Origin of the sequence: Paraburkholderia sp. CI3, from assembly GCF_050436505.1 — a bacterium.
GTDB classification, from domain to species: Bacteria; Pseudomonadota; Gammaproteobacteria; order Burkholderiales; family Burkholderiaceae; genus Paraburkholderia; species Paraburkholderia tuberum.
Genome location: NZ_JBNDMI010000004.1, coordinates 3,135,543 through 3,158,288, shown reverse-complemented (window position 1 = coordinate 3,158,288; position 22,746 = coordinate 3,135,543). Strand labels below are relative to the sequence as shown.

Below are 22,746 nucleotides of genomic sequence, written 5' to 3'. Positions count from 1 at the left end.
GCGGCATCCCCGGCACAGGGGTTGCGTCCGAGCGGCGCGACGCCTGTGCCCCACCTCGCGGCCGGCAGTCCATGCGCGCCCCCGAGCGTTGATGCAGCAATCTCTGCGCATCCGCAGCATGAAACGCCCGTCAGCGGCTGAAGAAATTCACCATGCGCACCCCCACTTCGCGGCGCCGCCGTCCTGACCTCGCAGGCGGCAAGCCCGTCTGGCTGTTCGATCTCGACAACACGCTGCACCGCGCGTCACATGCCATTTTCCCCGCGATCAATCGCGGCATGACCCAGTACATCATCGACGCGCTGCAAGTCGACATCGACGAAGCCAACCGTCTGCGCACCGGCTACACGCTGCGCTACGGCGCAGCACTGCTCGGTCTCACGCGCCACCATCCGCTCGACGCGCACGACTTCCTGAAGGTCGTGCACACGTTCCCCGACCTCTGCTCGATGATCCGCCACGAGCGCGGCGTCGCGCGTCTGATCGCGGAGCTGCCGGGCCGCAAGATCGTGCTGACCAACGCGCCCGAAACCTACGCGCGCGCGGTGCTCGCCGAGTTGCGCATCGAGCGGCTATTCGAGCGCGTGATCGCGATCGAGCACATGCGCGATCGCCGCCAATGGCGCGCGAAGCCCGATCACGCGATGCTGCGCCGCGCGATGCGCGACGCGCACGTGTCGCTGAATGACGCGATCCTCGTCGAGGACACGCGTTCGCACCTGAAAACCTATCGACGGCTCGGCATCCGCACCGTGTGGATCACCGGCCACCTGCCGCGCAAGCCGCACGCGGACGGTGTACCGACGCGCCTGCCGGGCACGGGCCGGCCGCATTATGTCGACCGCAGCATTCGTTCGCTAAAATCGCTACGACCGGGCACGCGCTCGGTTCGATGGAAGGGACGCAAGCCGGGACAGTAGGGACGAAAGCCGCCAACGACATCAGCCGGGGGACCACAGCCATGCAGCCGATCGACAAGCCTGACGAAACCTCAGCCGCAGCCTCCCCCGCGGCGCCGGCCGCCACACGCTCGCCGCGTCCGAAGCCGGGCGAGCGTCGCGTGCACATCCTGCAGACGCTTGCCAGCATGCTCGAGGCGCCGAAGCGCGAGAAGGTCACCACGGCCGCGCTCGCCGCCCGGCTAGGTGTGTCGGAAGCCGCGCTGTATCGCCATTTCGCCAGCAAGGCGCAGATGTTCGAAGGGCTGATCGAGTTCATCGAGCAGACGCTGTTCGGCCTCATCAACCAGATCACCAATCACGAAAACAACGGCGTGCTGCAGGCGCGCGCGATCGCGCTGATGCTGCTCAACTTTCCCGCGAAAAATCCCGGCATGACGCGCGTGCTGACCTGCGAGGCGCTGATCGGCGAGCACGAGCGACTCACCGAGCGCGTGAACCAGATGCTCGAACGGGTCGAGGCATCGCTGAAGCAGTGCTTGCGGCTCGCGCAGACCGAAGCGCTTGCCCGTGCGAATAACGACGTCACAGGCAACGCCGGCCCGCAGACCGCACCGCAATCCACTGCGTTGCCTACCGACTACGATCCCGCCATTCGCGCGAGCCTGGTGGTGAGCTACGTGATCGGCCGCTGGCATCGCTATGTGCGCAGCGGTTTCGCGCGGCCGCCCGCCGAACACGCGGACGAGCAACTGCTGCTGATTCTTCAGTAGTCCGCGAGGACTCGCACCCTTCGCGCGGCATCGCCCGTGCCGCTGCCGCGCGGAATTTTCCGCTATACTTTGCGCCTGATGTTGCCGCGGCCTTCCGATGCATAAGGGACCGCGCCAAGACATCCCGAAACACGTTGCACCCGGTTTCACACCCTTTCACGCGCCGATTTGCTGACTCGATTGCGGGCGCGCGAACCCTTGGCCCCAGGCCCGCGGTTCACTATAAATGCGGCTAAAGAGGTCGTCAGCTGCGCACACCGTCCTTCTCTTCGTGCTTCGCCGACGCCGTTTAGCCGCCCTGTTGACTCAATGGCGGAATGAATGGAATCCATCGGCATCGTCGCTCCCCAAAAAATGCATTTCACCGAGCCGCTGCCATTACGCAACGGCAGCTCGCTCGCAGGCTACGACCTGATGGTCGAGACCTACGGCACGCTCAATGCCGCGCGCAGCAATGCGGTGCTCGTGTGCCACGCGCTGAACGCATCGCATCACGTGGCGGGCGTGTACGCCGACAATCCGAACGACATCGGCTGGTGGGACAACATGGTCGGCCCGGGCAAGCCGCTCGATACCGACACGTTTTTCGTGATCGGCGTGAACAACCTCGGCTCGTGCTTCGGCTCGACCGGGCCGATGAGCATCGACCCCGCGACCGGCAAGCCGTATGGCGCGACCTTTCCGGTCGTCACCGTCGAAGACTGGGTCAACGCTCAGGCGCGCGTCGCCGACGCGTTCGGCATCACGCGCTTCGCCGCCGTGATGGGCGGCAGTCTCGGCGGCATGCAGGCGCTCGCGTGGAGCATGATGTATCCGGAGCGGGTCGCGCATTGCATCGTGGTCGCATCGACGCCGAAACTGTCCGCGCAGAACATCGCGTTCAACGAGGTTGCACGCTCGGCGATTCTGTCGGACCCCGACTTCCACGGCGGCAACTACTACGCGCACGGCGTGAAACCGAAGCGCGGCCTGCGCGTCGCGCGGATGATCGGCCACATCACGTATCTGTCGGACGACGACATGGCCGAAAAATTCGGCCGCTCGCTGCGTCGCGCGGAAGGCGCGCTCGATGACTACAACTTCAGCTTCGACGTCGAGTTCGAAGTGGAATCGTATCTGCGCTATCAGGGCGACAAGTTCGCCGACTACTTCGACGCGAACACCTACCTGCTGATCACGCGCGCGCTCGACTACTTCGATCCGGCCAAGGCCTTCGACGGCGATCTGACCGCCGCGCTGGCGCACACCACCGCGAAGTATCTGATCGCGAGCTTCTCGACCGACTGGCGTTTCGCGCCGGCACGCTCGCGCGAACTGGTGAAGGCGCTGCTCGACCACAAGCGCACGGTCACCTATGCGGAGATCGACGCGCCGCACGGCCACGACGCCTTCCTGCTCGACGATGCGCGCTATCACAACCTGCTGCGCGCCTACTACGAACGCATTGCAAACGAGGTCAACGCATGAACCAGCGAGCACTTGATTACCTGGCATTGCGCCCGGACTTCCGCGCGATCGCCCGCTGGGTCGAACCGCGCGCGACCGTGCTCGATCTCGGCTGCGCGGACGGCTCGTTGCTGTCGCTGCTGAACGAAGAACTGGACGTGCAGGGCTACGGCATCGAGATCAACGACGCCGGCGTGCTCGCCGCGACGCAGAAGGGCGTCAACGTGATCCAGCAGAATCTCGAAGACGGCCTGCGCCTGTTCGAAGACGGCAGCTTCGATTTCGCGGTGCTGTCGCAGACGCTGCAGACGATTCATCAGACCGCGGCGATCCTGCGCGAGACGGTGCGCGTCGGCAAGCAATGCATCGTGTCGTTTCCGAATTTCGGCTATTGGGCGCATCGGCTGTCGGTGTTGCAGGGGCGTATGCCGGTGTCGAAGTCGCTGCCTTATCAATGGCACAACACGCCGAACGTGCGTGTGCTGACGATCAAGGACTTCGAAGCGCTCGCGCCTGAGGTCGGCATCGAGATTCTCGATCGCGTCGTGCTGCATGACGGACAGGTGGTGCGTTGGGGCGTGAACTGGCGTGGTAGTCTTGCGGTCTATCGCGTCAAGAAAAGCTAACGTCACTTATCCACATGTCGAACCCGCCGCACGAGGCGCCCGCACTTACCGCTCACGAAGAACATCCCGGCTGGCGCGCGTTTTTGAATACGCGCATGCTGATTTGCGTCTTTCTCGGCTTCACGTCGGGATTGCCGCTGTTTACGCTCGTCTACCTCGTGCAGGCGTGGCTGCGCTCGGAAGGCGTCAATCTGAAGGAAATCGGCCTCTTCGCGCTGATCCAGTTTCCGTACACCTGGAAATTCGTCTGGGCACCGCTGATGGACCGCTACGTACCGCGCGTGCCCGGTTGGCGGCCCGGCAGACGGCGCGGCTGGATGCTCGTCACGCAATTGCTCGTGGCCGGCGCGATGGCGACGCTCGGTTTCGTGTCGCCACGGGAATCGATCTGGACCGTCGCCGCGCTGACCGCTCTGGTCGCGTTCTTCGGCGCGAGCTCCGACATCGTGATCGACGCGTACCGGCGTGAATTGCTGAGCGACACGCAGCAGGGCCTCGGCAACGCGGTGCACGTGAACGCGTACAAGATCGCGGCGCTCGTCCCCGGTTCGCTCGCGCTGATTTTGTCCGATCATCTGCCGTGGAGCACCGTCTTCATCGTGACGGCCGCGTTCATGCTGCCGGGCGTTCTGATGACGCTGGTGGTGCGGGAGCCCGAGGTGCACGGCGAGCCGCCGAAGAATCTGCGCGAGGCGATCGTCGAGCCGTTCAGGGAATTCATTCAGCGCGACGGCTGGCGCGCTGCCCTTTTCGTGCTCGGCTTCATCTTCCTGTACAAGCTCGGCGATACGATGGCGACCACGCTGTCCACGTCGTTCTTCCTCGACATCGGCTTTTCGCGCACGCAGATCGGCGTGATCGCCAAGACCACGGCGTTCGGCGCGAGTCTCGCGGGCGGCATCGTCGGCGGGATCTGGCTGATGAAGATCGGCATCGGCCGCGGCTTGTGGATCTTCGGTTTGCTGCAGATGGTGTCGACGCTCGGCTTCGCGTGGCTCGCGCATCTCGGCCCGGATTCGCCCGGACTTGCCGCGATCTACAACATGGCCGTCGCACTGAGCCAGGGGACGACGAAGCTGCTGTCGTTCGTCGGCATCGACTGGAGCGTGCAGCTCGATCCACGCTCGGTCGCGCTCGCGCTCGTGTACGGCTTCGAGACCTTCGCCACCGGTCTCACGATGGCCGCTTTCACCGCGTATATCGCGAGCACCACCGATCCGCGCTACACCGCGACGCAGTTCGCGCTGTTCACGAGCCTCGCGTCGGTGCCGCGCACGCTCGCGTCGGCGGCGAGCGGCTATGTGGTCGCGCGGATGGGCTGGTTCGACTACTTCATCCTCTGCACCGCGCTCGCGGTGCCCGGCATGCTGCTGCTGGTGCGTATCGCGCCGTGGAGGGACCGGTCGTGAAGGTACCGATTCCGACCCGCGCGCGCCGCACCGCACTCGGCGCCGTAAGCGTCCTTGGTTGCGCGAGCGTCGCGCTGGCGATGCCGGCGGGCGCCTATGCGGCCGGCACGCCAGCGCCTGGCGCGAGCCCGGTGAGCGGCGCGCAAGCGCCCGCGCCGGCCGTCGCCGCCGCGACCACCAGCGGTCCGACGCCCAACCCGGCCCCGATGCCTGCGGCCAGGTCCGCGACCAGCGGCGCCAGCGCCGCGGAAAACGCGACTTCGGCTGCAGCCGGCAACAGCGGCAACAACAGCGCCGGCGGTGCGAATCCTGGCGCGAATAACAGCACCGGCGCCAACGCCGGTGCCCCGGGCACGCCCAGCGCTAGCGGTAGCGCTCCGGGCGCCGCTACCTCCGGCTCCGCGCCGCAGCCCGCGCACCCCCCCGCCACCGCCAAAGCGTCCGCCGCGGCATCGGCCCCCGCGGCTGTCCCGCCGCCCTACTACGTGAGCCCGCAACTGCGCTACGGCGGCTACATGGTGTTCCGCAACCTGATCCCGTCGTCGATGCTCGAGGCGCAGGCCGCCGAGGAGTTCAACCAGATCGTCTACGGCGCCAGCCACGCGAACCGCCTGTACGGCGAGACGGACGCGCGCGTGACGCGCGTGCGCTCGATCATCAACCGGATGATTCCGTACTCGTTGAAATGGAACGAGCGAGCCAAGCTCTGGAAGTGGGAAGTCGCGGTGGTGCGCTCGAACGACATCCGCATGTACTGCCTGCCGGGCGGCAAGATCGTCGTCTATAGCGGGATTCTCGCTCGCGTCCGCCTGAACGACAACGAGGTCGGCATGCTGATCGGCCATGAGATCGCGCACGCGTTGCGCGAGCACGCGCGCATGCGGCTCGGTCAGTTGCAGGCGAGCCAGCTCGATTCGTCCGGCACGATTCCGCAACTGTTCGGCCTCGCCGATCTGGGCATGGCGCCGCTCGGCATCGGTTCGCGTCTGCTGGAAATGAAGTACGAGAGCACCGACGAAACCGAAGCCGACGTGATTGGCAGCGATATCGCGTCGCGCGCCGGCTTCGATCCGCGCGCGGCGGTCACGCTGTGGGATAAGCTCGCGCAGGCGACGCGCGGCAGTCGCGGCCAGGGCTTCATCTACGTGCACCCGTACTCGCCGGCGCGCCGCGACGACATCATCAAGCGGCTGCCGGACATGCTGCCGCTGTACGCGAAGGCAATCGGCAAGAGCGTCGACGAGTTGCCCGATTATGCAGGCATCGGTCGGCCGACCCGCAAGCCTGCGCGCGACTGATATCGGTGCTGTCGGAGAGCGGCGCGCTCAAGCGCCGCGCCTTGCTTACTTCTTGATCTTGACCTTATGGTCGTAGTCGACGGTCAGCGGCGCATGGTCGCTGAACTTGATGTCGCGGAACACGTCGGTGCGCTTCGCCTTGCTTGCGATGCCCGGCGTCGCGATCTGGTAATCGATCCGCCACCCGACGTTCTTCGCATACGCCTGACCGCGATTGCTCCACCACGTGTACTGCTCGGGCCGCTGGTCGAGCGTGCGGAACACGTCCACATAACCGACTTCGTCGAACAGTTTGTCGAGCCATGCGCGCTCTTCGGGCAGGCAGCCCGAATTCTTCTGGTTGCTCTTCCAGTTCTTGATGTCGATTTCCTTGTGCACGATGTTCACGTCGCCGCACACGATCACCTCGCGCTCCTTCGCCAGCTCGGCGAGATGCGGCATGAACTCGTCCATGAAACGGAACTTGGCCTGCTGGCGCTCGTCGCCGCTCGACCCCGAGGGCACATACACCGAGACCACCGACAGCTTGCCGAAACGCAGCTCGACATAGCGCCCTTCCGGGTCGAACTCCTCGCTGCCGAAGCCGATGACCACTTCGTCCGGCTCATGACGCGTATAGACGCCCGCGCCGCTATAACCCTTTTTTACCGCATGCTGGAAATAGCCGGTGAAATCATGCGGCGCCATGAACTCCGGCGTCATGTCATCCTGCGAGCATTTGATTTCCTGCACGCAAAGCACGTCGGCGCCCTGTTCGCCGAACCAGTCGAAAAAGCCCTTCTTCGCCGCCGAGCGGATGCCGTTGAGGTTGGCGGTAATCACACGCAACATGTCTTTCCTCTTTTGTTCGATTCGTTTCTGAAGCCAAGGGGCAAGGCCGCGTTCACTCGACCTTGACGCCCTTCAGCGATTCCTTGGCCGGCGGATATTCGAGCTTCAGCGCGTCGAGCGTGCGCAGCAGCAGTTCGGCGACCATCACGTTGCGATGCGTCTTCGACTCGGCCGGAATCACGTACCACGGCGCGTATTCGGTCGACGTCGCGGCCAGTGTGTCGCGATACGCGGACTGATACGCGTCCCACTGCTTGCGCGCTTCGAGATCCGACACGTCGAATTTCCAGTGCTTCAGCGGATCGTCGATGCGCTCCTGCAAACGCACACGCTGCTCGTCCCTTGAAATGTGCAGCATGCACTTGAGAATCGTCGCGCCGCTGTCGGCGAGCATCTCCTCGAACTGACGGATGTGGCGGCACCGCTGCTGGAACGCCGCGGCGTCGAGCGCGCCCAGCACGGTCGGCACGAGCAGGTCTTCGTAGTGACTGCGGTTGAATATCGTCAGCTCGCCGGCCGCGGGTGCCTGCGAATGCACGCGCCACAGGAAGTCGTGCGCGAGTTCGACGGGCGTCGGCGCCTTGAACGGCACGATGCGCAGGCCGAGCGGATCGACTTCGTGAAATACCGCGCGGATCGTGCCGTCCTTGCCGCTCGTGTCCATGCCTTGCAGCACTAGCAGAACGCGGCGCTTGCGCTGCGCGTGCAACCGCTCCTGCAGGTTGTCGAGCAGCAGGCCTACTTCCGACAGACGCGCGCGGTCCGCGTCTTTCGAGCCGCTCGAAAACGGCTTCGCCTTCGGATCGAAATGGTCGAGCGAGAAGTGGTTTTTTTTCTTGCCGTCGTCGAAATACGGCACGCGGAAATCGTCGAGATCTGGTTGCTTTGTCATGCATACACTCCAAGGTCTACGCTTGCCTACGCTTAACCGGCTGAAGCGGGTCCGCAAAATAAAACGGGCCGTTGCCCTGCTTCGATCCGGCAACGGCCCGTGGTGACACGGGCGCGATCACGCCCGGCCCGCGGCACTTCAACTCAGGACAACTTCTTCTTGAGCAATTCATTGACCTGAGCAGGGTTGGCCTTACCCTTGGTTGCTTTCATCGCCTGGCCGATCAGCGCGTTGAACGCCTTTTCCTTGCCGGCGCGATATTCGTCGACCGACTTCTGGTTCGCGGCGAGCACTTCGTCGATGATCGCTTCGAGCGCGCCGGTGTCCGAAATCTGCTTCAAGCCTTTCGCCTCGATGATGCGATCGGCGGCGGCTTCGTCGGTGGCCTTCTCTTCCCAGATCGCGAGGAAGATTTCCTTAGCGATCTTGTTCGAGATCGTACCGTCGGCAATACGTTGCAGAACCAGCGCCAGCTGCGCGGCCGAGACCGGGCACGCGGCAATGTCGAGGCCTTCGCGATTGAGCTGCGACGACACTTCACCCATCACCCAGTTCGCCGCGACCTTCGCGTTGGCCGCACCGAACTTGGCGACCACCGCTTCGTAGTAAGCGGCCGTCGCCTTGCTCGAGGTCAGCACGTTCGCGTCGTACGGCGTGAGTCCGTACTGCGACACGAAGCGCCGCTGGATCGCTTCCGGCAGTTCCGGCATCTCGCTCTTCACGCGCTCGACCCACGCGGCGTCGATCACGAGCGGCATCAGGTCGGGGTCGGGGAAATAGCGGTAGTCATGCGCGTCTTCCTTGCTGCGCATCGAACGCGTCTCGCGCTTGTCCGGATCGTACAGACGCGTTTCCTGCACCACCGTGCCGCCGTCTTCGATCAGTTCGATCTGCCGACGCACTTCGTACTGGATCGCTTCCTCAAGGAAGCGGAACGAGTTCAGGTTCTTGGTCTCGGTGCGCGTGCCGAATTCCTTCTGGCCGACCGGACGCACCGACACGTTCGCGTCGCAGCGGAACGAGCCTTCCTGCATGTTGCCGTCGCAGATGCCAAGCCACACGACGAGCGTGTGCAGCGACTTCGCGTAGGCAACGGCCTCGGCCGCGCTGCGCATTTCCGGCTCGGTGACGATTTCGAGCAGCGGCGTGCCGGCGCGATTCAGGTCGATGCCGGTCATGCCCGCGAAGTCTTCGTGCAGCGACTTGCCCGCGTCTTCCTCGAGGTGCGCGCGCGTCAGGTTGATGGTTTTCTCGTACGCTTCCTTGCCCGCCTTTTCATTGGCCGGCACCTGGATCGTCACCTGACCGCCCTGCACGACGGGGATTTCGTACTGGCTGATCTGGTAGCCCTTCGGCAGGTCCGGGTAGAAATAATTCTTGCGCGCGAAGATGCTGCGCGGCGCCACCGTTGCGCCAATCGCGAGGCCGAACTGAATGGCGCGTTCGACCGCGCCGCGGTTCATCACCGGCAGCGTGCCGGGCAAGGCCAGATCGACGGGGCTGGCCTGCGAGTTCGGCGCGGCGCCGAATTGCGTCGCGGTGCCCGAGAAGATTTTCGAATGCGTCGACAACTGCGTGTGGGTCTCCAGACCGATCACGACTTCCCATTGTTTGGTCATAGTGCTCACACTCCTGCCGGTGCCTGACGGTGCCAGTCGGTCGAGCGCTGGAACGCGTCGGCCACCTGCAGCATCCGGGCTTCGTTGAAATAGTTGCCGATGATCTGCAGACCGACCGGACGCTGCGCGTTCGCGCCCGCGCCGAAACCGCACGGCACGCTCATGCCCGGCAGGCCGGCGAGGCTCACCGACAGCGTATAGATGTCGGCCAGATACATCTGCACCGGATCGTCGCCCTTCGCGCCGATGTCCCACGCCACCGACGGCGCGACCGGTCCCATGATCACGTCGCACTGCTTGAACGCTTGCTGGAAGTCCTGCGCGATGATGCGGCGGATCTTCTGCGCCTGCAGGTAGTACGCGTCGTAGTAGCCGTGCGACAGCACGTAGGTGCCGACCAGAATGCGGCGCTTCACTTCCGGGCCGAAGCCTTCGGCGCGCGACTTCTTGTACATGTCGAGCAGATCGCGGTACCCGGCCGCGCGATGGCCAAACCGCACGCCATCGAAACGCGACAGGTTCGACGATGCTTCGGCCGGCGCAATCACGTAGTAGACCGGGATCGACAGTTCGGTCTTCGGCAGCGACACCTCGACGAGCGTCGCGCCGAGCGCTTCGTACTGCTTCAAGGCGGCGTCGATCGACGCGCGCACGTCGTCGGCGAGACCGGGGCCGAAATACTCCTTCGGCAGGCCGATGCGCAGACCGGCGAGCGGCTTGTCCGTGCCGCCGTCCTGCCACGACTTGCCGAGATAGCGCGTGTAGTCCTCGTGCTCGTGCGAGAGGCTCGTCGAGTCGCGCTCGTCGAAGCCGGCCATCGCGTTGAGCAGCGCCGCGCAGTCCGCGGCGCTTTGCGCCATCGGGCCGCCCTGGTCGAGCGACGACGCGAACGCGATCATGCCGTAGCGCGACACCCGGCCGTACGTCGGCTTGATGCCGGTGATGCCCGAGAACGACGCCGGCTGGCGGATCGAGCCGCCGGTGTCGGTGCCGGTCGCGGCGGGCGCGAGACGCGCGGCCACGGCGGCAGCCGAGCCGCCCGACGAACCGCCCGGCACGGCCTTGCGGTCCCACGGATTCTGCACGGCGCCGAAATACGAATTCTCGTTGGACGAACCCATCGCGAACTCGTCCATGTTGGTCTTGCCCACGCACACCATGCCGGCGTTCTGCAGACGCGCGACCACGGTCGCGTCGAACGGGCTTTCGTAGTTCGCGAGCATCTTCGAGCCGGCCGTGGAGCGCCAGCCCTTCGTGACGAACACATCCTTGTGCGCGATCGGCAGGCCGACCAGCGGGCCCGCATGGCCGGTGTGCAGCAGCGCGTCGGCGGCTTTCGCCTGCGCGAGCGTCAGTTCCGGATCGACCTGAATGAACGCGTTCAGGCTATTGGCCGCGTCGATCCGCTTCAGGTACAGCTGCGCCAGTTCGACTGCGGAGCATTCCTTGGCCGCGAGCGCGGCGCGCAGTTCGCTCAAACTTTTTTCATGCATTGCGTTTTATCCTGGAAAGCGCGGCAGCGTGGTCACGCCGCCGTGGAGGCGTTCGGTGCCCGTCGGCAGACCGGTCCGGCAAGGTTCGCGGCGAGGACGCGCGTCTGGACCACGGAGGCTCGCGCCGACGCCAGACCTGGGGTCTGCCCGGCGGGTCTTATTCGATCACCTTCGGCACGAGGTACAGGCCGTCCTGAACGGCCGGCGCGGGGCGCTGGAAAGCCTCGCGCTCGACCGTCTCCGTGACGGCGTCGTCACGCAGACGCAGCGCGACGTCTTCGATCTGCTCGATCGGGTGGGCAAGCGGCGCGATGCCGGTGGTATCGACCGCCTGCATCTGCTCGACGAGGCCGAAAAAATCATTGAGCTGGGCACGCGTGTGCTCGGCGTCGGCATCGGCCAGTTCGAGTCGCGCGAGATGCGCGATGCGTTTTACATCGGTCAGGGTCAGAGCCATGCGGTCACCGGAAAGGGTGGAATGTCACAACAGTTAAAAAGTCGCGTTGTAACAGCGGGTTACGACAAGATAGGACAATCCAGAAAAAGGAGCGGCAATGACAAAATGTGCGCTCCGTTTCCTTCAAAACATCCAAAATTATAAGGTATCATTACGCGTTCGACCCAAACCCGGACCGACTTACCAAGGCCTTACGGACAATTCCAAGAACGTCCGGCGCTTTCCGCCCTAGCTTTGCAACGGCCTCCGGTAGACTCCCCCGCGGCTTCAAGTTCATGTGGCGTCGCTACCGCCCGGTTGAAGCTGTTATTTTTCCGCTGCCGCCCTACGCATACGGTGCGAGGCCCGGCCCCCAGCGAGACAGGATTTTGAATGTTCGGTTTTTTGCGCAGCTACTTCTCCAACGATCTGGCGATTGACCTCGGCACCGCCAACACCCTTATCTACATGCGCGGCAAGGGCATCGTTCTCGACGAACCGTCGGTCGTGTCGATCCGCCAGGAAGGCGGCCCCAACGGCAAGAAGACCATTCAGGCAGTCGGCAAGGAAGCCAAGCAGATGCTCGGCAAGGTGCCGGGCAACATCGAGGCGATCCGCCCGATGAAAGACGGCGTGATCGCCGACTTCACCGTCACCGAGCAGATGATCAAGCAGTTCATCAAGACTGCTCACGAATCGCGCATGTTCTCGCCGTCGCCTCGCATCATCATCTGCGTGCCGTGCGGTTCGACCCAGGTCGAGCGTCGCGCGATCAAGGAAGCCGCGCACGGCGCGGGCGCCTCGCAGGTGTATCTGATCGAAGAGCCGATGGCTGCCGCGATCGGCGCGGGCCTGCCGGTGTCGGAAGCAACGGGTTCGATGGTCGTCGACATCGGCGGCGGCACGACAGAAGTCGGCGTGATCTCGCTCGGCGGCATCGTGTACAAGGGCTCGGTGCGCGTCGGCGGCGACAAGTTCGACGAAGCGATCGTCAACTACATCCGCCGCAACTACGGCATGCTGATCGGCGAACAGACCGCCGAAGCCATCAAGAAGGAAATCGGCTCGGCGTTCCCGGGCTCCGAAGTCAAGGAAATGGAAGTGAAGGGCCGCAATCTGTCGGAAGGCATTCCGCGCAGCTTCACGATCTCCAGCAACGAAATCCTCGAAGCGCTGACCGATCCGCTGAACCAGATCGTGTCGTCGGTGAAGATCGCACTGGAACAGACGCCGCCGGAACTCGGCGCGGACATCGCCGAGCGCGGCATGATGCTGACCGGCGGTGGCGCGCTGCTGCGCGACCTCGATCGCCTGCTCGCCGAAGAAACCGGCCTGCCGGTGCTCGTCGCCGAAGACCCGCTGACCTGCGTCGTGCGCGGCTCGGGCATGGCGCTCGAACGCATGGACAAGCTCGGCAGCATCTTCTCGTACGAGTAAGCGAGCCTTCCTCCCATGTCAGTAGCGCGGATCTGGCACACGGCCCCTTGTGGGCCGCTTTGTCGTTGGCTGGGCCGACCAGCCTCCGCGCGCTGACCGCGCGCGCCTTGCGCGTCGCCGTCTCACCCAACCGCTCACGCCCCCGGCGCCGACCATGGAATACAGTCCGCCGCCCCTGTTCAAGCAAGGCCCCTCCGCTCTGGCCCGACTGGTGTTCTTCGTCGTGCTGGCGCTCGCCCTGCTGATCTCCGATGCTCGCTTCCAGACGCTCGAAATCGTCCGCGGCGTGCTCGGCGCGGGTCTTTATCCTTTGCAGCGCGCAGCGCTCGTGCCGCGCGACATCTTCATGGGCGCCGCCGACCTCGCCGTGACGAGCGCCACGCTACGCGACGAGAACGCGAAGCTGCGGGCGAAGGATCTGCGGCTGTCGCAGCAGGCCAATCTGGCCGCGTCGCTCGCCGCCGAAAATGGCCATCTGCGCGCGCTGATGCAACTGTCGCAGAGCCTCACCACGCAATCGCTGCCCGCCGAAATCCAGTACGACACGCGCGATCCGTTCACGCAGAAGGTCGTGATCGGACGCGGCGCGCAGCAAGGCATCCAGAACGGCTCGCCGGTCGTCGACGAAGATGGCGTGATCGGCCAGGTCACACGGGTGTTCCCGCTGCAGGCCGAAGTCACGCTGCTGACGGACAAGGACCAGGCGGTGCCGGTCGAAATTCTGCGCACCGGCTTGCGCAGCGTGATCTACGGTACGCCGAAGGGTGACACCCTCGATTTGCGCTTCGTGCCGATCAGCGCCGACGTCCAGACCGGCGACGAGCTCGTCACGAGCGGCCTCGACGGCGTGTATCCGCCGGGGCTGCCGGTCGCGAAGGTCGTGCGCGTCGACAAGCAGGCCGACACCGCGTTTGCGCGCGTAGTCAGTCTGCCGGTCGCCGCGGTGCGCGGTGCGCGTCAGGTGCTCGTGCTGCACGTCCAGAACAACGCGCCGCCGCGCCCGGCGGACGAACCCGACGCGGCAACCGTCGCGAAGGAAGCGAAAGCGAAGAAGGGCGCCAAAGCAGCGGACGGCAAGGGCGCGGCGGACAAATCCGCCGCCAGGCCAGCCGACAGGAACGCCGCCGACAAAGCGCCAACCGAAAGGCCCGCAGCCAAATCCGTGGAAAAGGCGCCGGGCAAAGCTGCGGCCGACAAGAAGTCCGAAAAGCCCGCAGCCGACAGGAAAGCCGAAAAGCCGGCCGCCGCGAAGAACGTCAAGCCGCAAGCCGAGCCGGGGGCTCAGCCATGAATCGCCCGCAATACATCCTGCAGCCCGTCAACCCGTACTTCATCGCGTTCAGCCTCGCTTCCGCGTTCCTGCTGAACCTGATGCCGTGGGGGCGTCTCGCCGGCGTGCCCGATTTCGTCGCACTCGTGCTGCTGTTCTGGAATGTCCATCAGCCGCGCAAGGTGGGCATGGGCATCGCGTTTCTGCTCGGTCTGCTGATGGACGTGCACAACGCGAGCCTGCTCGGCGAGCACGCGCTCGCCTACACGCTGCTGTCGTATGGCGCGATCACGATTCACCGCCGCGTGCTGTGGATGTCGCTCGGCGTGCAAATGTTCGCGGTGATGCCGCTGCTCGTCGTCGCGCAACTGGTGCCGTTCGTGATCCGGTTGTTGACCGGCGCGGCGTTTCCGGGCTGGAGTTATCTGATCGACGGTTTCGTTGAAGCGGCGCTGTGGCCGGTCGCCAGCATCTTGCTGCTGATGCCGCAGCGCCGCCCCGCCGACCCGGACGATACGCGCCCCATTTGATCCCGCATCGGGCCCACCGGCCGCGGCCAGTTTGGGCGCACACTCTTGATGGCCGCATGCCGGCCTTTTGCAGAATCGCATGACCGAATTCAAGGACACTCAACAGCAGCTCACGAAATTCCGCCTGCGCGTCGCGGCGGCTGGCCTGTTCGTGTTTGTCTGCTTCGGGCTGATCGGCTTCCGCTTCCTGTTCCTGCAGGTCTGGCACTACAGCAAGTACTCGCTGCAAGCCGATGAAAATCGCATCTCCGTCGCGCCGATCGTGCCGAACCGCGGCATCATCACCGACCGGAACGGCGTCGTGCTCGCGAAGAACTACTCCGCCTATACGCTTGAAATCACCCCGTCGAAGCTGAACGACACGCTCGATAACGTGATCGACAACCTCGCCGCCGTCGTGTCGATCGATGCGCGCGACCGTCGCCGCTTCAAGAAGCTGCAGGAAGACTCGAAGAACTTCGAAAGTCTGCCGATCCGCACGCGCCTGACCGACGACGAAGTCGCGCGCTTCACCGCGCAGCGCTTCCGCTTCCCTGGCGTCGAAGTGCGCGCGCGGCTGTTCCGCCAGTACCCGCTCGGGCCGACCGCCGCGCACGTGATCGGCTACATCGGACGGATTTCGCAACGCGACCAGGACCGCATCGACGACGCCAGCGATCAGAACGACAGCGACCCGGACCACTACGATCCGCGTCTTGACGCGAACAACTACAAGGGCACCGATTACATCGGCAAGATCGGCGTCGAGCAGAGCTACGAGACCGAGCTGCACGGCCAGACCGGTTTCGAGGAAGTCGAGGTGACGGCGGGCGGCCGCCCGGTGCGTACGCTGTCGCGCACCCAGGCGACGCCGGGCAACAACCTCGTGCTGTCGCTCGACATCGGCCTTCAGCAGGTCGCCGAGCAGGCGTTCGCCGGACACCGCGGCGCGCTCGTCGCGATCGAGCCGTCCACCGGCGACGTGCTCGCGTTCGTGTCGGCGCCGAGCTTCGATCCGAATTCCTTCGTCGACGGCATCGACCAGCAGACCTGGGACGAGCTGAACAACTCGCCCGACCATCCTCTCCTGAACCGGCCGTTGCACGGCACCTATCCGCCGGGCTCGACCTACAAGCCGTTCATGGCGCTCGCCGCGCTGACGCTGCACAAGCGCACGCCGAGCTGGGGCTTCCAGGACCCCGGTTACTACACGTTCGGCGGCCACACGTTCCGCAACGACGTGCGCTCGGGCCAAGGCTGGATCGACATGAACCGCGCGATCGTCGTGTCGAACGACACGTACTTCTACATGCTCGCGCACGATCTCGGCGTCAACAACATCGCGAACTTCATGAAGCCGTGGGGCTTCGGGCAGATCACCGGCATCGACATCGCCGGCGAAGCGAAGGGCATCCTGCCGTCGACCGACTGGAAGCGCCACGCGTACCGCCGCCCCGAGCAGCAGAAGTGGTACGAAGGCGAAACGGTCAGCCTCGGCATCGGCCAGGGCTACAACTCGTTCACGATCCTGCAGCTCGCCCATGCCACCGCAACGCTCGCGAACAACGGCGTCGTGATGAAGCCGCACCTCGTGCGCGACATCGAGAATCCGATCACGAAGGACACGCGGCCGGTGGTGCGCGATCCGAGCGACAAGATCGCGGTCAAGCAGCAGGACATCGACTTCATCAAGCGCGCGATGGAAGGCGTGGTCACGAACGGCACGGCGGCCAAAGTGTTCGCGGGCGCGCCATATCAGGCGGCCGGCAAGACCGGTACCGCGCAGGTGTACTCGCTGCAAGGCGCGAACTACAAAGGTCACGCGGTTGCCGAGAATTTGCGCGATCACGCGCTGTTCATCGCCTTCGCGCCGGCCGATCAACCGAAGATCGCACTCGCGCTGGTCGTCGAAAACGGCGGCTGGGGCGCGGAGGCGGCCGGTCCGATCGCGCGCAGGGTGCTCGACTATTACCTGGTCGGCAAGAACAAGCCCGGCGCGGAAGAAGCGGCCGTCGCGGTAGCGGCATCGACCACGCTCGAAGCATCCGCGCCGCAGGTCGGCGATACGCCGGCCTCGCACGAGGGCGCTCACTCGCTCAAGATTGCGGCGGGCTTTACGGCACTGCCGATGCCTGGGGCGGCGGCTGCCGCGGCGGCCTCGGGTGCGTCGGCGGCCGTTGCGGCTTCGGGCGCGATTGGCTCGTCTGCGCCGGTGGCGGCGTCGGCTGGCGCGGCCGCAACGGTGCCAGCCAGCGCGCCGGCAGCGGCTTCGGCCACCGCAGCGCGCGCGGCCTCGGCGGCCAAGCCGGCATCGGCTTCGTCCGTGGCAAAGAAATCTGCGTCGCGTACGTCCGGCGCCCCGCACCAACCCCGTCCGGCAAGCGAGCCGGCGCCGACCGTAGCGGCACCATCGCGCGAGGACAGCTTCCAGGGCGCGTCGCCGCGCCAGCCGGCCGCCGGCGGCATCGACGAATAAGGAGAAAGGCATGCAATTCGACAAGCGCGCCTGGCTCGAGCGCATCAAGCGGATGTTCGTAGGCTTCGACCGTCCGCTCGCACTGATCGTGTTTCTGCTGCTGTGCGTCGGCATCGTCACGCTGTACAGCGCGACACTCGACATGCCGGGCCGCGTCGAAGACCAGTTGCGCAACATCCTGCTCACCTTCGTGCTGATGTGGGGGCTCGCCAATGTGCCGCCCAATACGCTGATGCGCTTCGCGGTCCCGCTCTACGCGTTCGGGATCGCGCTACTCGTCGCGGTCGCGATGTTCGGCCTTACGCGCAAGGGCGCGAAGCGCTGGATCAACGTCGGCGTGGTGATCCAGCCATCGGAAATCATGAAGATCGCCACACCGCTGATGCTCGCCTGGTACTACCAGCGCCGCGAAGGCGTGATGCGCTGGTACGACTACCTGGTCGGCTTCGTGATCCTGATCGTGCCGGTCGGCCTGATCGCGAAGCAGCCCGACCTCGGCACGGCCGTGCTCGTGTTCGCGGCCGGCCTGTTCGTGATTTACTTCGCGGGGCTGAGCTTCAAGCTGATCGTGCCGGTGCTGATCGCGGCCGTGATTGCGGTTGCGTCGATCGCGGCGTTCCAGGACAAGATCTGTCAGCCCGAAGTGCAGTGGCCGCTGATGCACGACTACCAGAAGCACCGCATCTGCACGCTGCTCGATCCGACCTCTGACCCGCTCGGCAAAGGCTTCCACACGATTCAAGCGGTGATCGCGATCGGCTCGGGCGGCCCGCTCGGCAAGGGTTGGCTGAAGGGTACGCAGGCGCATCTGGAGTTCATCCCCGAGAAGCACACGGACTTCATCTTCGCGGTGTTTTCGGAAGAGTTCGGTTTGGCAGGCGGAATCGTGCTGCTCACGCTGTACATGCTATTGATTGCGCGCGGGCTCTACATCGCGGCCAACGGCGCGACATTGTTCGGGCGATTATTGGCCGGCTCGTTGACGATGGCATTCTTCACGTACGCGTTCGTCAATATCGGCATGGTGAGCGGGATTCTGCCGGTGGTCGGCGTGCCGTTGCCGTTCATGAGTTACGGTGGCACCGCGCTGACTACATTGGGCGTCGCGATCGGGCTGATCATGAGCGTCGCGCGACAGAAGCGGTTGATGCAGAGCTAACCCGTAGCTAGCGGCACGCAGCAAACGACAATGCAAAAAAGGGGCGCTCGTTGCGAGCGCCCTTTTGCTTTATTGCTGCTTCATTACTGCGGCTTCACTTCCTTCTGATCGCGCAGCTGCGCGCTCAACTGCTGATACTTCAGGCGCGCGGCAGGATCGCCCTGCGCCGCCGCGGCCGCGTAATACGCGCGCGCCACATTCAGATTCCGGTCGACACCATCGCCGCCACGCTCGTAGAACGAGCCGGTCACGTACTGCGCGGTCATGTCGCCGCCCTGCGCCGCTTTCTTGTACCAGACGAACGCCTGCTTGTTGTCACGCTCGGTACCGCGTCCGTCGAGGAACTGATTCGCGAGCGCGAGCTCCGCCTGCACATGGCCCTGCGCGGCCGCCTTCATGAACCAGCGATGCGCCTCCACCGGATCGCGCTCGACGAACTCGCCATCGTCGTACATCTTGCCGTACACGTATTGCGCGTGCGACATGTTCGCGTCGGCGGCCTTGCGCAGCCACTTCTTGCCTTCGTCGACGTTGACCGGCGTGCCTTCGCCGTTGAGCAGCATCATCGCGTAGTTGAACTGCGCAAGCCGGCTGCCGCGCTCGGCGGCCTGGCGGAATTCGCTCAGCGCCGCGCCAAGGTTGCCGGCGTTGTAGTCGGCCACCGCGGATTGCGTCTGCGGATCGTTCGCCTTGGCGACGCGATCCTGTGCATACGCGGCGTTCCACGCCCCAGTCGCGAGCAGCGCCGCCGCCATGGTCACTTGCGCGGTCACTCGCGTGATCATCCGCCCGGCGCCCCCCTGCACTGTGCCGTTCATGACCTCACCTCCTGTAATGCCTGGCGCGTCGCGCGCAACATCCAGATCACGTCGGCGGCTAGCGCGACGAAGCGAAAACCGGCGTCGCGATGCTGCCGCGCGCTCGCCACGTCCATCGCGAAGATGCCGGCGGCAATGCCGGCCTTGTCCGCCGCGCTGACGATACGCGCCATCGCCACCTGCACGTCCGCGTGTTTCGCGTCGCCGAGATGACCAAGGCTCGCGGCCAGATCGGCCGGCCCGACGAACAGGCAATCGACGCCCGGCGTCGCCGCGATCTGCTCGACCTCCCGCAAGCCGCGCGCCGATTCGATCTGCACAATCGTCGCGATCTGTGCGTTGGCCGTCTGCACGTAATCACGCCGCATGCCGTAACCGGCCGCGCGCACGACGCCCGCGACACCGCGCAGGCCGTCGAGCGCCTCGGCGGTCGGATATTGGGTGAGCCGCACGGCGCGTGCCGCGTCTTCAGCGGATTCGATGTTCGGGAACATCAGCGTGCGCGCGCCGGCGTCGAGCACGCGCTTGACGAGCCACGGCTCGCTCGCGGGCACCCGCACCACCGGCTCGCTCGGTAGATGGGCGGCGGCAATCGCGCGCAATTGCGACTCGACGCCGCCGCTATCGTTGGGCGCGTGCTCCATGTCGATCAGCAGCCAGTCGAAGCCGGCGTGCGCGAGTGCTTCCGCGGCGGCCTCGCTGCCGAGCGACAACCACAGCCCGATCAGCGGCGCGTTGTCCTTCAGACGTTGTTTGAGGGAGTTGGTGAAGGTGCTCATCGGCTGGCCTCGCGGAGGTTTGCAATGCGAAGCGGGGCCAGATAGTGGATCAGGCAGGCACCGGGGCGCTGACGGCCTCGTTGCCTGCTGCGACGCGATGCGGTGACCGGCATGTCTCGCTCCGTGTGTTGGTCGGAACGATCATACCGTGACAATAACGCGAGAGTTAGTTCGCGTGGCGGGGCGTGGATTCAGGTGGGAAGCGAGTCGCGGACCACCTCGGCCCAGCAATTCGGCGTCTCGTACAGACGCACTTTGTGCAGGCGCAGGTTCACGCCGTAGTGCGCGTCGTAGACGTTCGCGAGAATGTCGAACGCAATCGCGGCGAGGTTTTCGACGGTCGGAATGCGATCGATCACGACCGTCTTGTGACCCGCCATACTGTCGAGGAAGTCACGCACCTGCGTGTCGCCTTCATAGACGAGAAACGCGTGGTCCCACTTGTCGACCAGGTGCTCGTTGGCGAGCGACTTCACGTCGGCGAAGTCCATCACCATGCCGCGATCGGGCGCGCCTTCGGTGTCGACCAGATCGCCTTGCAGCGTGATTTCGAGCACGTAGCGATGGCCATGCAGATTACGGCACTGGCTGCGGTGATCGGGAATGCGGTGGCCCGCGTCGAATTCGAGTTTTCGGGTAATCGTCAGCACGGCAAATCAGGGAATGTTCAGATACTTGTGAGTCTGCATCGACAGGCGCCACTGCGGATGACGTTTGCACCAGTCGATCGCGAGCTTCGTGTTGATGTCGCGCGACGGGCCGTCCATCGGCTGGACGAGGAAATACTCGAAGTCGAGCTTGGCGTAGTCGGCGAGGCGCTGGTTGTCCTGCGGGATCACGACTTTCAGTTCGTTGCCCTTCGTCACGACGAGCGGCGCGTCGGCCTTCGGGCTCACGCAGATCCAATCGATCGTGTCGAGCACCGGCAGCGAGCCGTTGGTCTCGATCGCGATCTCGAAGCCGGCCGCGTGCAGCGCGTCGACGAGCGGCTGATCGATCTGCAGCATCGGCTCACCGCCGGTGCACACGACGAAGCGTTCGCCCTCGCCCTGCGGCCATTGCGACGCGATCATCGCGACCAGTTCGTCAGGTGTGCGGTACTTGCCGCCGTTCTCGCCGTCGGTGCCGACGAAATCGGTGTCGCAGAAACGGCAGACGGCTTCCGCGCGATCCTCTTCGCGGCCCGACCACAGATTGCAGCCCGCGAAACGGCAGAACACGGCCGGCCGCCCGGCATTCGCGCCCTCGCCCTGCAACGTGTAGAAAATTTCCTTGACCGCGTACGTCATGCCGCTTTCTGTCCTGTGTTCCTGAATCAATGATGGGCCCTCTCGCGCGAGCCGTCAGACCGGCTCGGTGACTTTTTCGCCGGCGAGGTAGGCCTCATAGCCACGTTTGCGCAACCGGCATGCCGGGCATTCGCCGCAGCCGAAGCCCCATGAGTGCAACTCGGCCCGTTCGCCGACGTAGCAGGTATGCGTCTCGACGCGCACCAGTTCCACCAATGCGTCGCCGCCGAGCTCGCGCGCGAGGCGCCACGTGTCGGCCTTGTCGAGCCACATCAGCGGCGTCTCCAGCGCGAAGCGCGCGTCCATGCCGAGATTCAGCGCGACCTGCAGCGCCTTCATCGTGTCGTCGCGGCAATCGGGGTAGCCCGAGAAGTCCGTCTCGCACATCCCGCCGACCAGCACCTGCAAACCGCGCCGATACGCGATGGCCGCGGCGATCGTCATGAACATCAGATTGCGGCCCGGCACGAACGTGTTCGGCAATCCATTGGCCGTGGCTTCGATTTCGATCTCGCGCGTCATCGCGGTGTCGCTGATCGCGCCGAGCAGCGACAGGTCGATCGTGTGATCGTCGCCGAGACGATCGGCCCACGCCGGAAACGCACGCACGACGGCCTGACGGAATCCTTCGCGGCATTCGAGTTCGACACGATGACGCTGACCATAATCGAAGCCGACCGTTTCGACCGTGTCGTAACGGTCGAGCGCCCACGCGAGACACGTGGCAGAATCCTGGCCGCCGGAAAACAGCACGAGCGCGCTACGCTTAGCGTCTTTGCGGATCACCGTGATACTCCGTGAATGAGAGTGCCACGTCGCGCTGCGCGAGGTGCGCCATGCAAGCAACGCGGCGCGACGTGTGCCGGCACTGTGCCGGCCCAAAGCAGTATAGGTCGCGCGTTGCGCGGGAACGTGACTGGGCGCTTATACCGCCGATCGTCGGGCGAAGGATTGGGTGCTTCGGTGCGACATGCTCGGCACTGCATTCGCGCGGTGCCCGACCGCGTGCGACGCCTGCATGCAAGTCCTTGAACTGGCGCGATTTTATCACGCGACACCGAATGTCGCCGACGCCAGCTGCCCCACGCGCGCGGCTTCAACTGCGTGGCAAGCCGAAGTGACGACTTGTCCGCCAAACGGAAAAGCCCCAGGGAATCTTGCGATTTCCTGGGGCTGAATCCTGGTGGCCTGGGGCGGAATCGAACCACCGACACGCGGATTTTCAATCCGCTGCTCTACCAACTGAGCTACCGGGCCAACGAAGAACGAAACTATATCAAGCGATCC

At 64.9% G+C, this 22,746-nt stretch carries 21 protein-coding genes and 1 tRNA gene; 11 read left to right on the top strand and 11 right to left on the bottom strand.

Features of this window, described 5'->3' with window-relative positions; all coding sequences use genetic code 11:
* Positions 1-152: 152 nt before the first annotated feature.
* The 6 genes from OKW29_RS36055 to OKW29_RS36030 all read left to right on the top strand — a co-directional run bounded on the left by OKW29_RS36055 (position 153) and on the right by OKW29_RS36030 (position 6,451).
* Positions 153-920 (top strand): pyrimidine 5'-nucleotidase, encoded by a 768-nt coding sequence (locus OKW29_RS36055; protein WP_429294288.1) that lies wholly within the window; start codon positions 153-155, stop codon positions 918-920.
* Positions 921-961: 41 nt separating this feature from the next.
* Entirely contained in the window at positions 962-1,672 is a 711-nt protein-coding gene (gene slmA / locus OKW29_RS36050) for a nucleoid occlusion factor SlmA (protein WP_429294287.1), read from the top strand.
* 321 nt (positions 1,673-1,993) lie between these two features.
* The gene (gene metX, locus OKW29_RS36045; protein ID WP_429294286.1) at positions 1,994-3,139 is read left to right on the top strand and encodes a homoserine O-succinyltransferase MetX; all 1,146 of its coding nucleotides are present in this window, start codon (positions 1,994-1,996) and stop codon (positions 3,137-3,139) included.
* Entirely contained in the window at positions 3,136-3,744 is a 609-nt protein-coding gene (gene metW, locus OKW29_RS36040) for a methionine biosynthesis protein MetW (protein ID WP_090802214.1), read from the top strand. Before metX ends, metW begins: the two co-directional genes overlap by 4 nt.
* 14 nt (positions 3,745-3,758) lie before the next feature.
* Positions 3,759-5,153: an AmpG family muropeptide MFS transporter gene (locus OKW29_RS36035; protein ID WP_429294285.1), complete on the top strand. Its 1,395-nt coding sequence runs from the start codon at positions 3,759-3,761 to the stop codon at positions 5,151-5,153.
* On the top strand, positions 5,135-6,451 hold the full coding sequence (locus tag OKW29_RS36030) for a M48 family metalloprotease (RefSeq protein WP_429294284.1): 1,317 nt from the start codon (positions 5,135-5,137) through the stop codon (positions 6,449-6,451). Before OKW29_RS36035 ends, OKW29_RS36030 begins: the two co-directional genes overlap by 19 nt.
* A gap of 45 nt (positions 6,452-6,496) precedes the next feature.
* Here OKW29_RS36030 and OKW29_RS36025 read toward each other — a convergent pair whose 3' ends face one another.
* The 5 genes from OKW29_RS36025 to gatC all read right to left on the bottom strand — a co-directional run bounded on the left by OKW29_RS36025 (position 6,497) and on the right by gatC (position 11,743).
* A complete protein-coding gene (locus OKW29_RS36025) occupies positions 6,497-7,282 on the bottom strand; it encodes an exodeoxyribonuclease III (protein ID WP_184025852.1) in 786 nt (261 codons plus the stop codon).
* Positions 7,283-7,334: 52 nt separating this feature from the next.
* Positions 7,335-8,174 (bottom strand): PPK2 family polyphosphate kinase, encoded by an 840-nt coding sequence (locus tag OKW29_RS36020; protein WP_090802221.1) that lies wholly within the window; start codon positions 8,172-8,174, stop codon positions 7,335-7,337.
* A gap of 143 nt (positions 8,175-8,317) precedes the next feature.
* On the bottom strand, positions 8,318-9,793 hold the full coding sequence (gatB, locus tag OKW29_RS36015) for an Asp-tRNA(Asn)/Glu-tRNA(Gln) amidotransferase subunit GatB (protein WP_429294283.1): 1,476 nt from the start codon (positions 9,791-9,793) through the stop codon (positions 8,318-8,320).
* Positions 9,794-9,798: 5 nt separating this feature from the next.
* Positions 9,799-11,286, bottom strand: a complete 1,488-nt coding sequence (gene gatA, locus OKW29_RS36010) for an Asp-tRNA(Asn)/Glu-tRNA(Gln) amidotransferase subunit GatA (protein WP_429294282.1) — start codon at positions 11,284-11,286, stop codon at positions 9,799-9,801.
* Between the two features lie 157 nt (positions 11,287-11,443).
* Entirely contained in the window at positions 11,444-11,743 is a 300-nt protein-coding gene (gene gatC / locus OKW29_RS36005; protein WP_018419087.1) for an Asp-tRNA(Asn)/Glu-tRNA(Gln) amidotransferase subunit GatC, read from the bottom strand.
* A gap of 372 nt (positions 11,744-12,115) precedes the next feature.
* Between gatC and OKW29_RS36000 the strand changes: the two genes are divergently transcribed.
* The 5 genes from OKW29_RS36000 to rodA all read left to right on the top strand — a co-directional run bounded on the left by OKW29_RS36000 (position 12,116) and on the right by rodA (position 18,573).
* Entirely contained in the window at positions 12,116-13,159 is a 1,044-nt protein-coding gene (locus OKW29_RS36000; RefSeq protein ID WP_004189550.1) for a rod shape-determining protein, read from the top strand.
* A 154-nt stretch (positions 13,160-13,313) separates the two neighbouring features.
* Positions 13,314-14,450 (top strand): rod shape-determining protein MreC, encoded by a 1,137-nt coding sequence (gene mreC, locus OKW29_RS35995; protein ID WP_429294281.1) that lies wholly within the window; start codon positions 13,314-13,316, stop codon positions 14,448-14,450.
* The gene (gene mreD / locus OKW29_RS35990; RefSeq protein WP_090802227.1) at positions 14,447-14,959 is read left to right on the top strand and encodes a rod shape-determining protein MreD; all 513 of its coding nucleotides are present in this window, start codon (positions 14,447-14,449) and stop codon (positions 14,957-14,959) included. The genes mreC and mreD overlap by 4 nt, the downstream gene beginning before the upstream one ends.
* Positions 14,960-15,038: 79 nt before the next feature.
* Positions 15,039-17,414 carry a penicillin-binding protein 2 gene (mrdA, locus tag OKW29_RS35985; RefSeq protein WP_429294280.1) on the top strand — a complete coding sequence of 792 codons (2,376 nt, stop codon included), beginning with the start codon at positions 15,039-15,041 and terminating at the stop codon, positions 17,412-17,414.
* Positions 17,415-17,424: 10 nt separating this feature from the next.
* Positions 17,425-18,573, top strand: a complete 1,149-nt coding sequence (gene rodA / locus OKW29_RS35980) for a rod shape-determining protein RodA (protein WP_184025834.1) — start codon at positions 17,425-17,427, stop codon at positions 18,571-18,573.
* Between the two features lie 83 nt (positions 18,574-18,656).
* Here rodA and OKW29_RS35975 read toward each other — a convergent pair whose 3' ends face one another.
* From OKW29_RS35975 to OKW29_RS35950, 6 genes are all read right to left on the bottom strand, one after another.
* The gene (locus OKW29_RS35975; protein ID WP_409340037.1) at positions 18,657-19,358 is read right to left on the bottom strand and encodes a tetratricopeptide repeat protein; all 702 of its coding nucleotides are present in this window, start codon (positions 19,356-19,358) and stop codon (positions 18,657-18,659) included.
* A 29-nt stretch (positions 19,359-19,387) separates the two neighbouring features.
* Complete coding sequence (locus OKW29_RS35970; protein ID WP_429294279.1) at positions 19,388-20,170, bottom strand: HpcH/HpaI aldolase family protein; 783 nt, start codon at positions 20,168-20,170, stop codon at positions 19,388-19,390.
* A gap of 191 nt (positions 20,171-20,361) precedes the next feature.
* The gene (gene queD / locus OKW29_RS35965) at positions 20,362-20,817 is read right to left on the bottom strand and encodes a 6-carboxytetrahydropterin synthase QueD (RefSeq protein WP_187615331.1); all 456 of its coding nucleotides are present in this window, start codon (positions 20,815-20,817) and stop codon (positions 20,362-20,364) included.
* Positions 20,818-20,826: 9 nt separating this feature from the next.
* Positions 20,827-21,459: a 7-carboxy-7-deazaguanine synthase gene (gene queE, locus OKW29_RS35960; protein ID WP_013088055.1), complete on the bottom strand. Its 633-nt coding sequence runs from the start codon at positions 21,457-21,459 to the stop codon at positions 20,827-20,829.
* A gap of 54 nt (positions 21,460-21,513) precedes the next feature.
* A complete protein-coding gene (queC, locus tag OKW29_RS35955) occupies positions 21,514-22,245 on the bottom strand; it encodes a 7-cyano-7-deazaguanine synthase QueC (RefSeq protein ID WP_429294278.1) in 732 nt (243 codons plus the stop codon).
* A gap of 395 nt (positions 22,246-22,640) precedes the next feature.
* Positions 22,641-22,716: transfer RNA gene (locus tag OKW29_RS35950), tRNA-Phe, on the bottom strand.
* Positions 22,717-22,746 lie beyond the last annotated feature (30 nt).

Bases quoted from the DNA above. Each gene is read 5' to 3' on its own strand.
- OKW29_RS36055 (WP_429294288.1), top strand. From the start codon at position 153: ATGCGCACCCCCACTTCGCGGCGCCGCCGTCCTGACCTCGCAGGCGGC.
- slmA (WP_429294287.1), top strand. From the start codon at position 962: ATGCAGCCGATCGACAAGCCTGACGAAACCTCAGCCGCAGCCTCCCCC.
- metX (WP_429294286.1), top strand. From the start codon at position 1,994: ATGGAATCCATCGGCATCGTCGCTCCCCAAAAAATGCATTTCACCGAG.
- metW (WP_090802214.1), top strand. From the start codon at position 3,136: ATGAACCAGCGAGCACTTGATTACCTGGCATTGCGCCCGGACTTCCGC.
- OKW29_RS36035 (WP_429294285.1), top strand. From the start codon at position 3,759: ATGTCGAACCCGCCGCACGAGGCGCCCGCACTTACCGCTCACGAAGAA.
- OKW29_RS36025 (WP_184025852.1), bottom strand. From the start codon at position 7,282: ATGTTGCGTGTGATTACCGCCAACCTCAACGGCATCCGCTCGGCGGCG.
- OKW29_RS36020 (WP_090802221.1), bottom strand. From the start codon at position 8,174: ATGACAAAGCAACCAGATCTCGACGATTTCCGCGTGCCGTATTTCGAC.
- gatB (WP_429294283.1), bottom strand. From the start codon at position 9,793: ATGACCAAACAATGGGAAGTCGTGATCGGTCTGGAGACCCACACGCAG.
- gatA (WP_429294282.1), bottom strand. From the start codon at position 11,286: ATGCATGAAAAAAGTTTGAGCGAACTGCGCGCCGCGCTCGCGGCCAAG.
- gatC (WP_018419087.1), bottom strand. From the start codon at position 11,743: ATGGCTCTGACCCTGACCGATGTAAAACGCATCGCGCATCTCGCGCGA.
- OKW29_RS36000 (WP_004189550.1), top strand. From the start codon at position 12,116: ATGTTCGGTTTTTTGCGCAGCTACTTCTCCAACGATCTGGCGATTGAC.
- mreC (WP_429294281.1), top strand. From the start codon at position 13,314: ATGGAATACAGTCCGCCGCCCCTGTTCAAGCAAGGCCCCTCCGCTCTG.
- mreD (WP_090802227.1), top strand. From the start codon at position 14,447: ATGAATCGCCCGCAATACATCCTGCAGCCCGTCAACCCGTACTTCATC.
- mrdA (WP_429294280.1), top strand. From the start codon at position 15,039: ATGACCGAATTCAAGGACACTCAACAGCAGCTCACGAAATTCCGCCTG.
- rodA (WP_184025834.1), top strand. From the start codon at position 17,425: ATGCAATTCGACAAGCGCGCCTGGCTCGAGCGCATCAAGCGGATGTTC.
- OKW29_RS35975 (WP_409340037.1), bottom strand. From the start codon at position 19,358: ATGATCACGCGAGTGACCGCGCAAGTGACCATGGCGGCGGCGCTGCTC.
- OKW29_RS35970 (WP_429294279.1), bottom strand. From the start codon at position 20,170: ATGAGCACCTTCACCAACTCCCTCAAACAACGTCTGAAGGACAACGCG.
- queE (WP_013088055.1), bottom strand. From the start codon at position 21,459: ATGACGTACGCGGTCAAGGAAATTTTCTACACGTTGCAGGGCGAGGGC.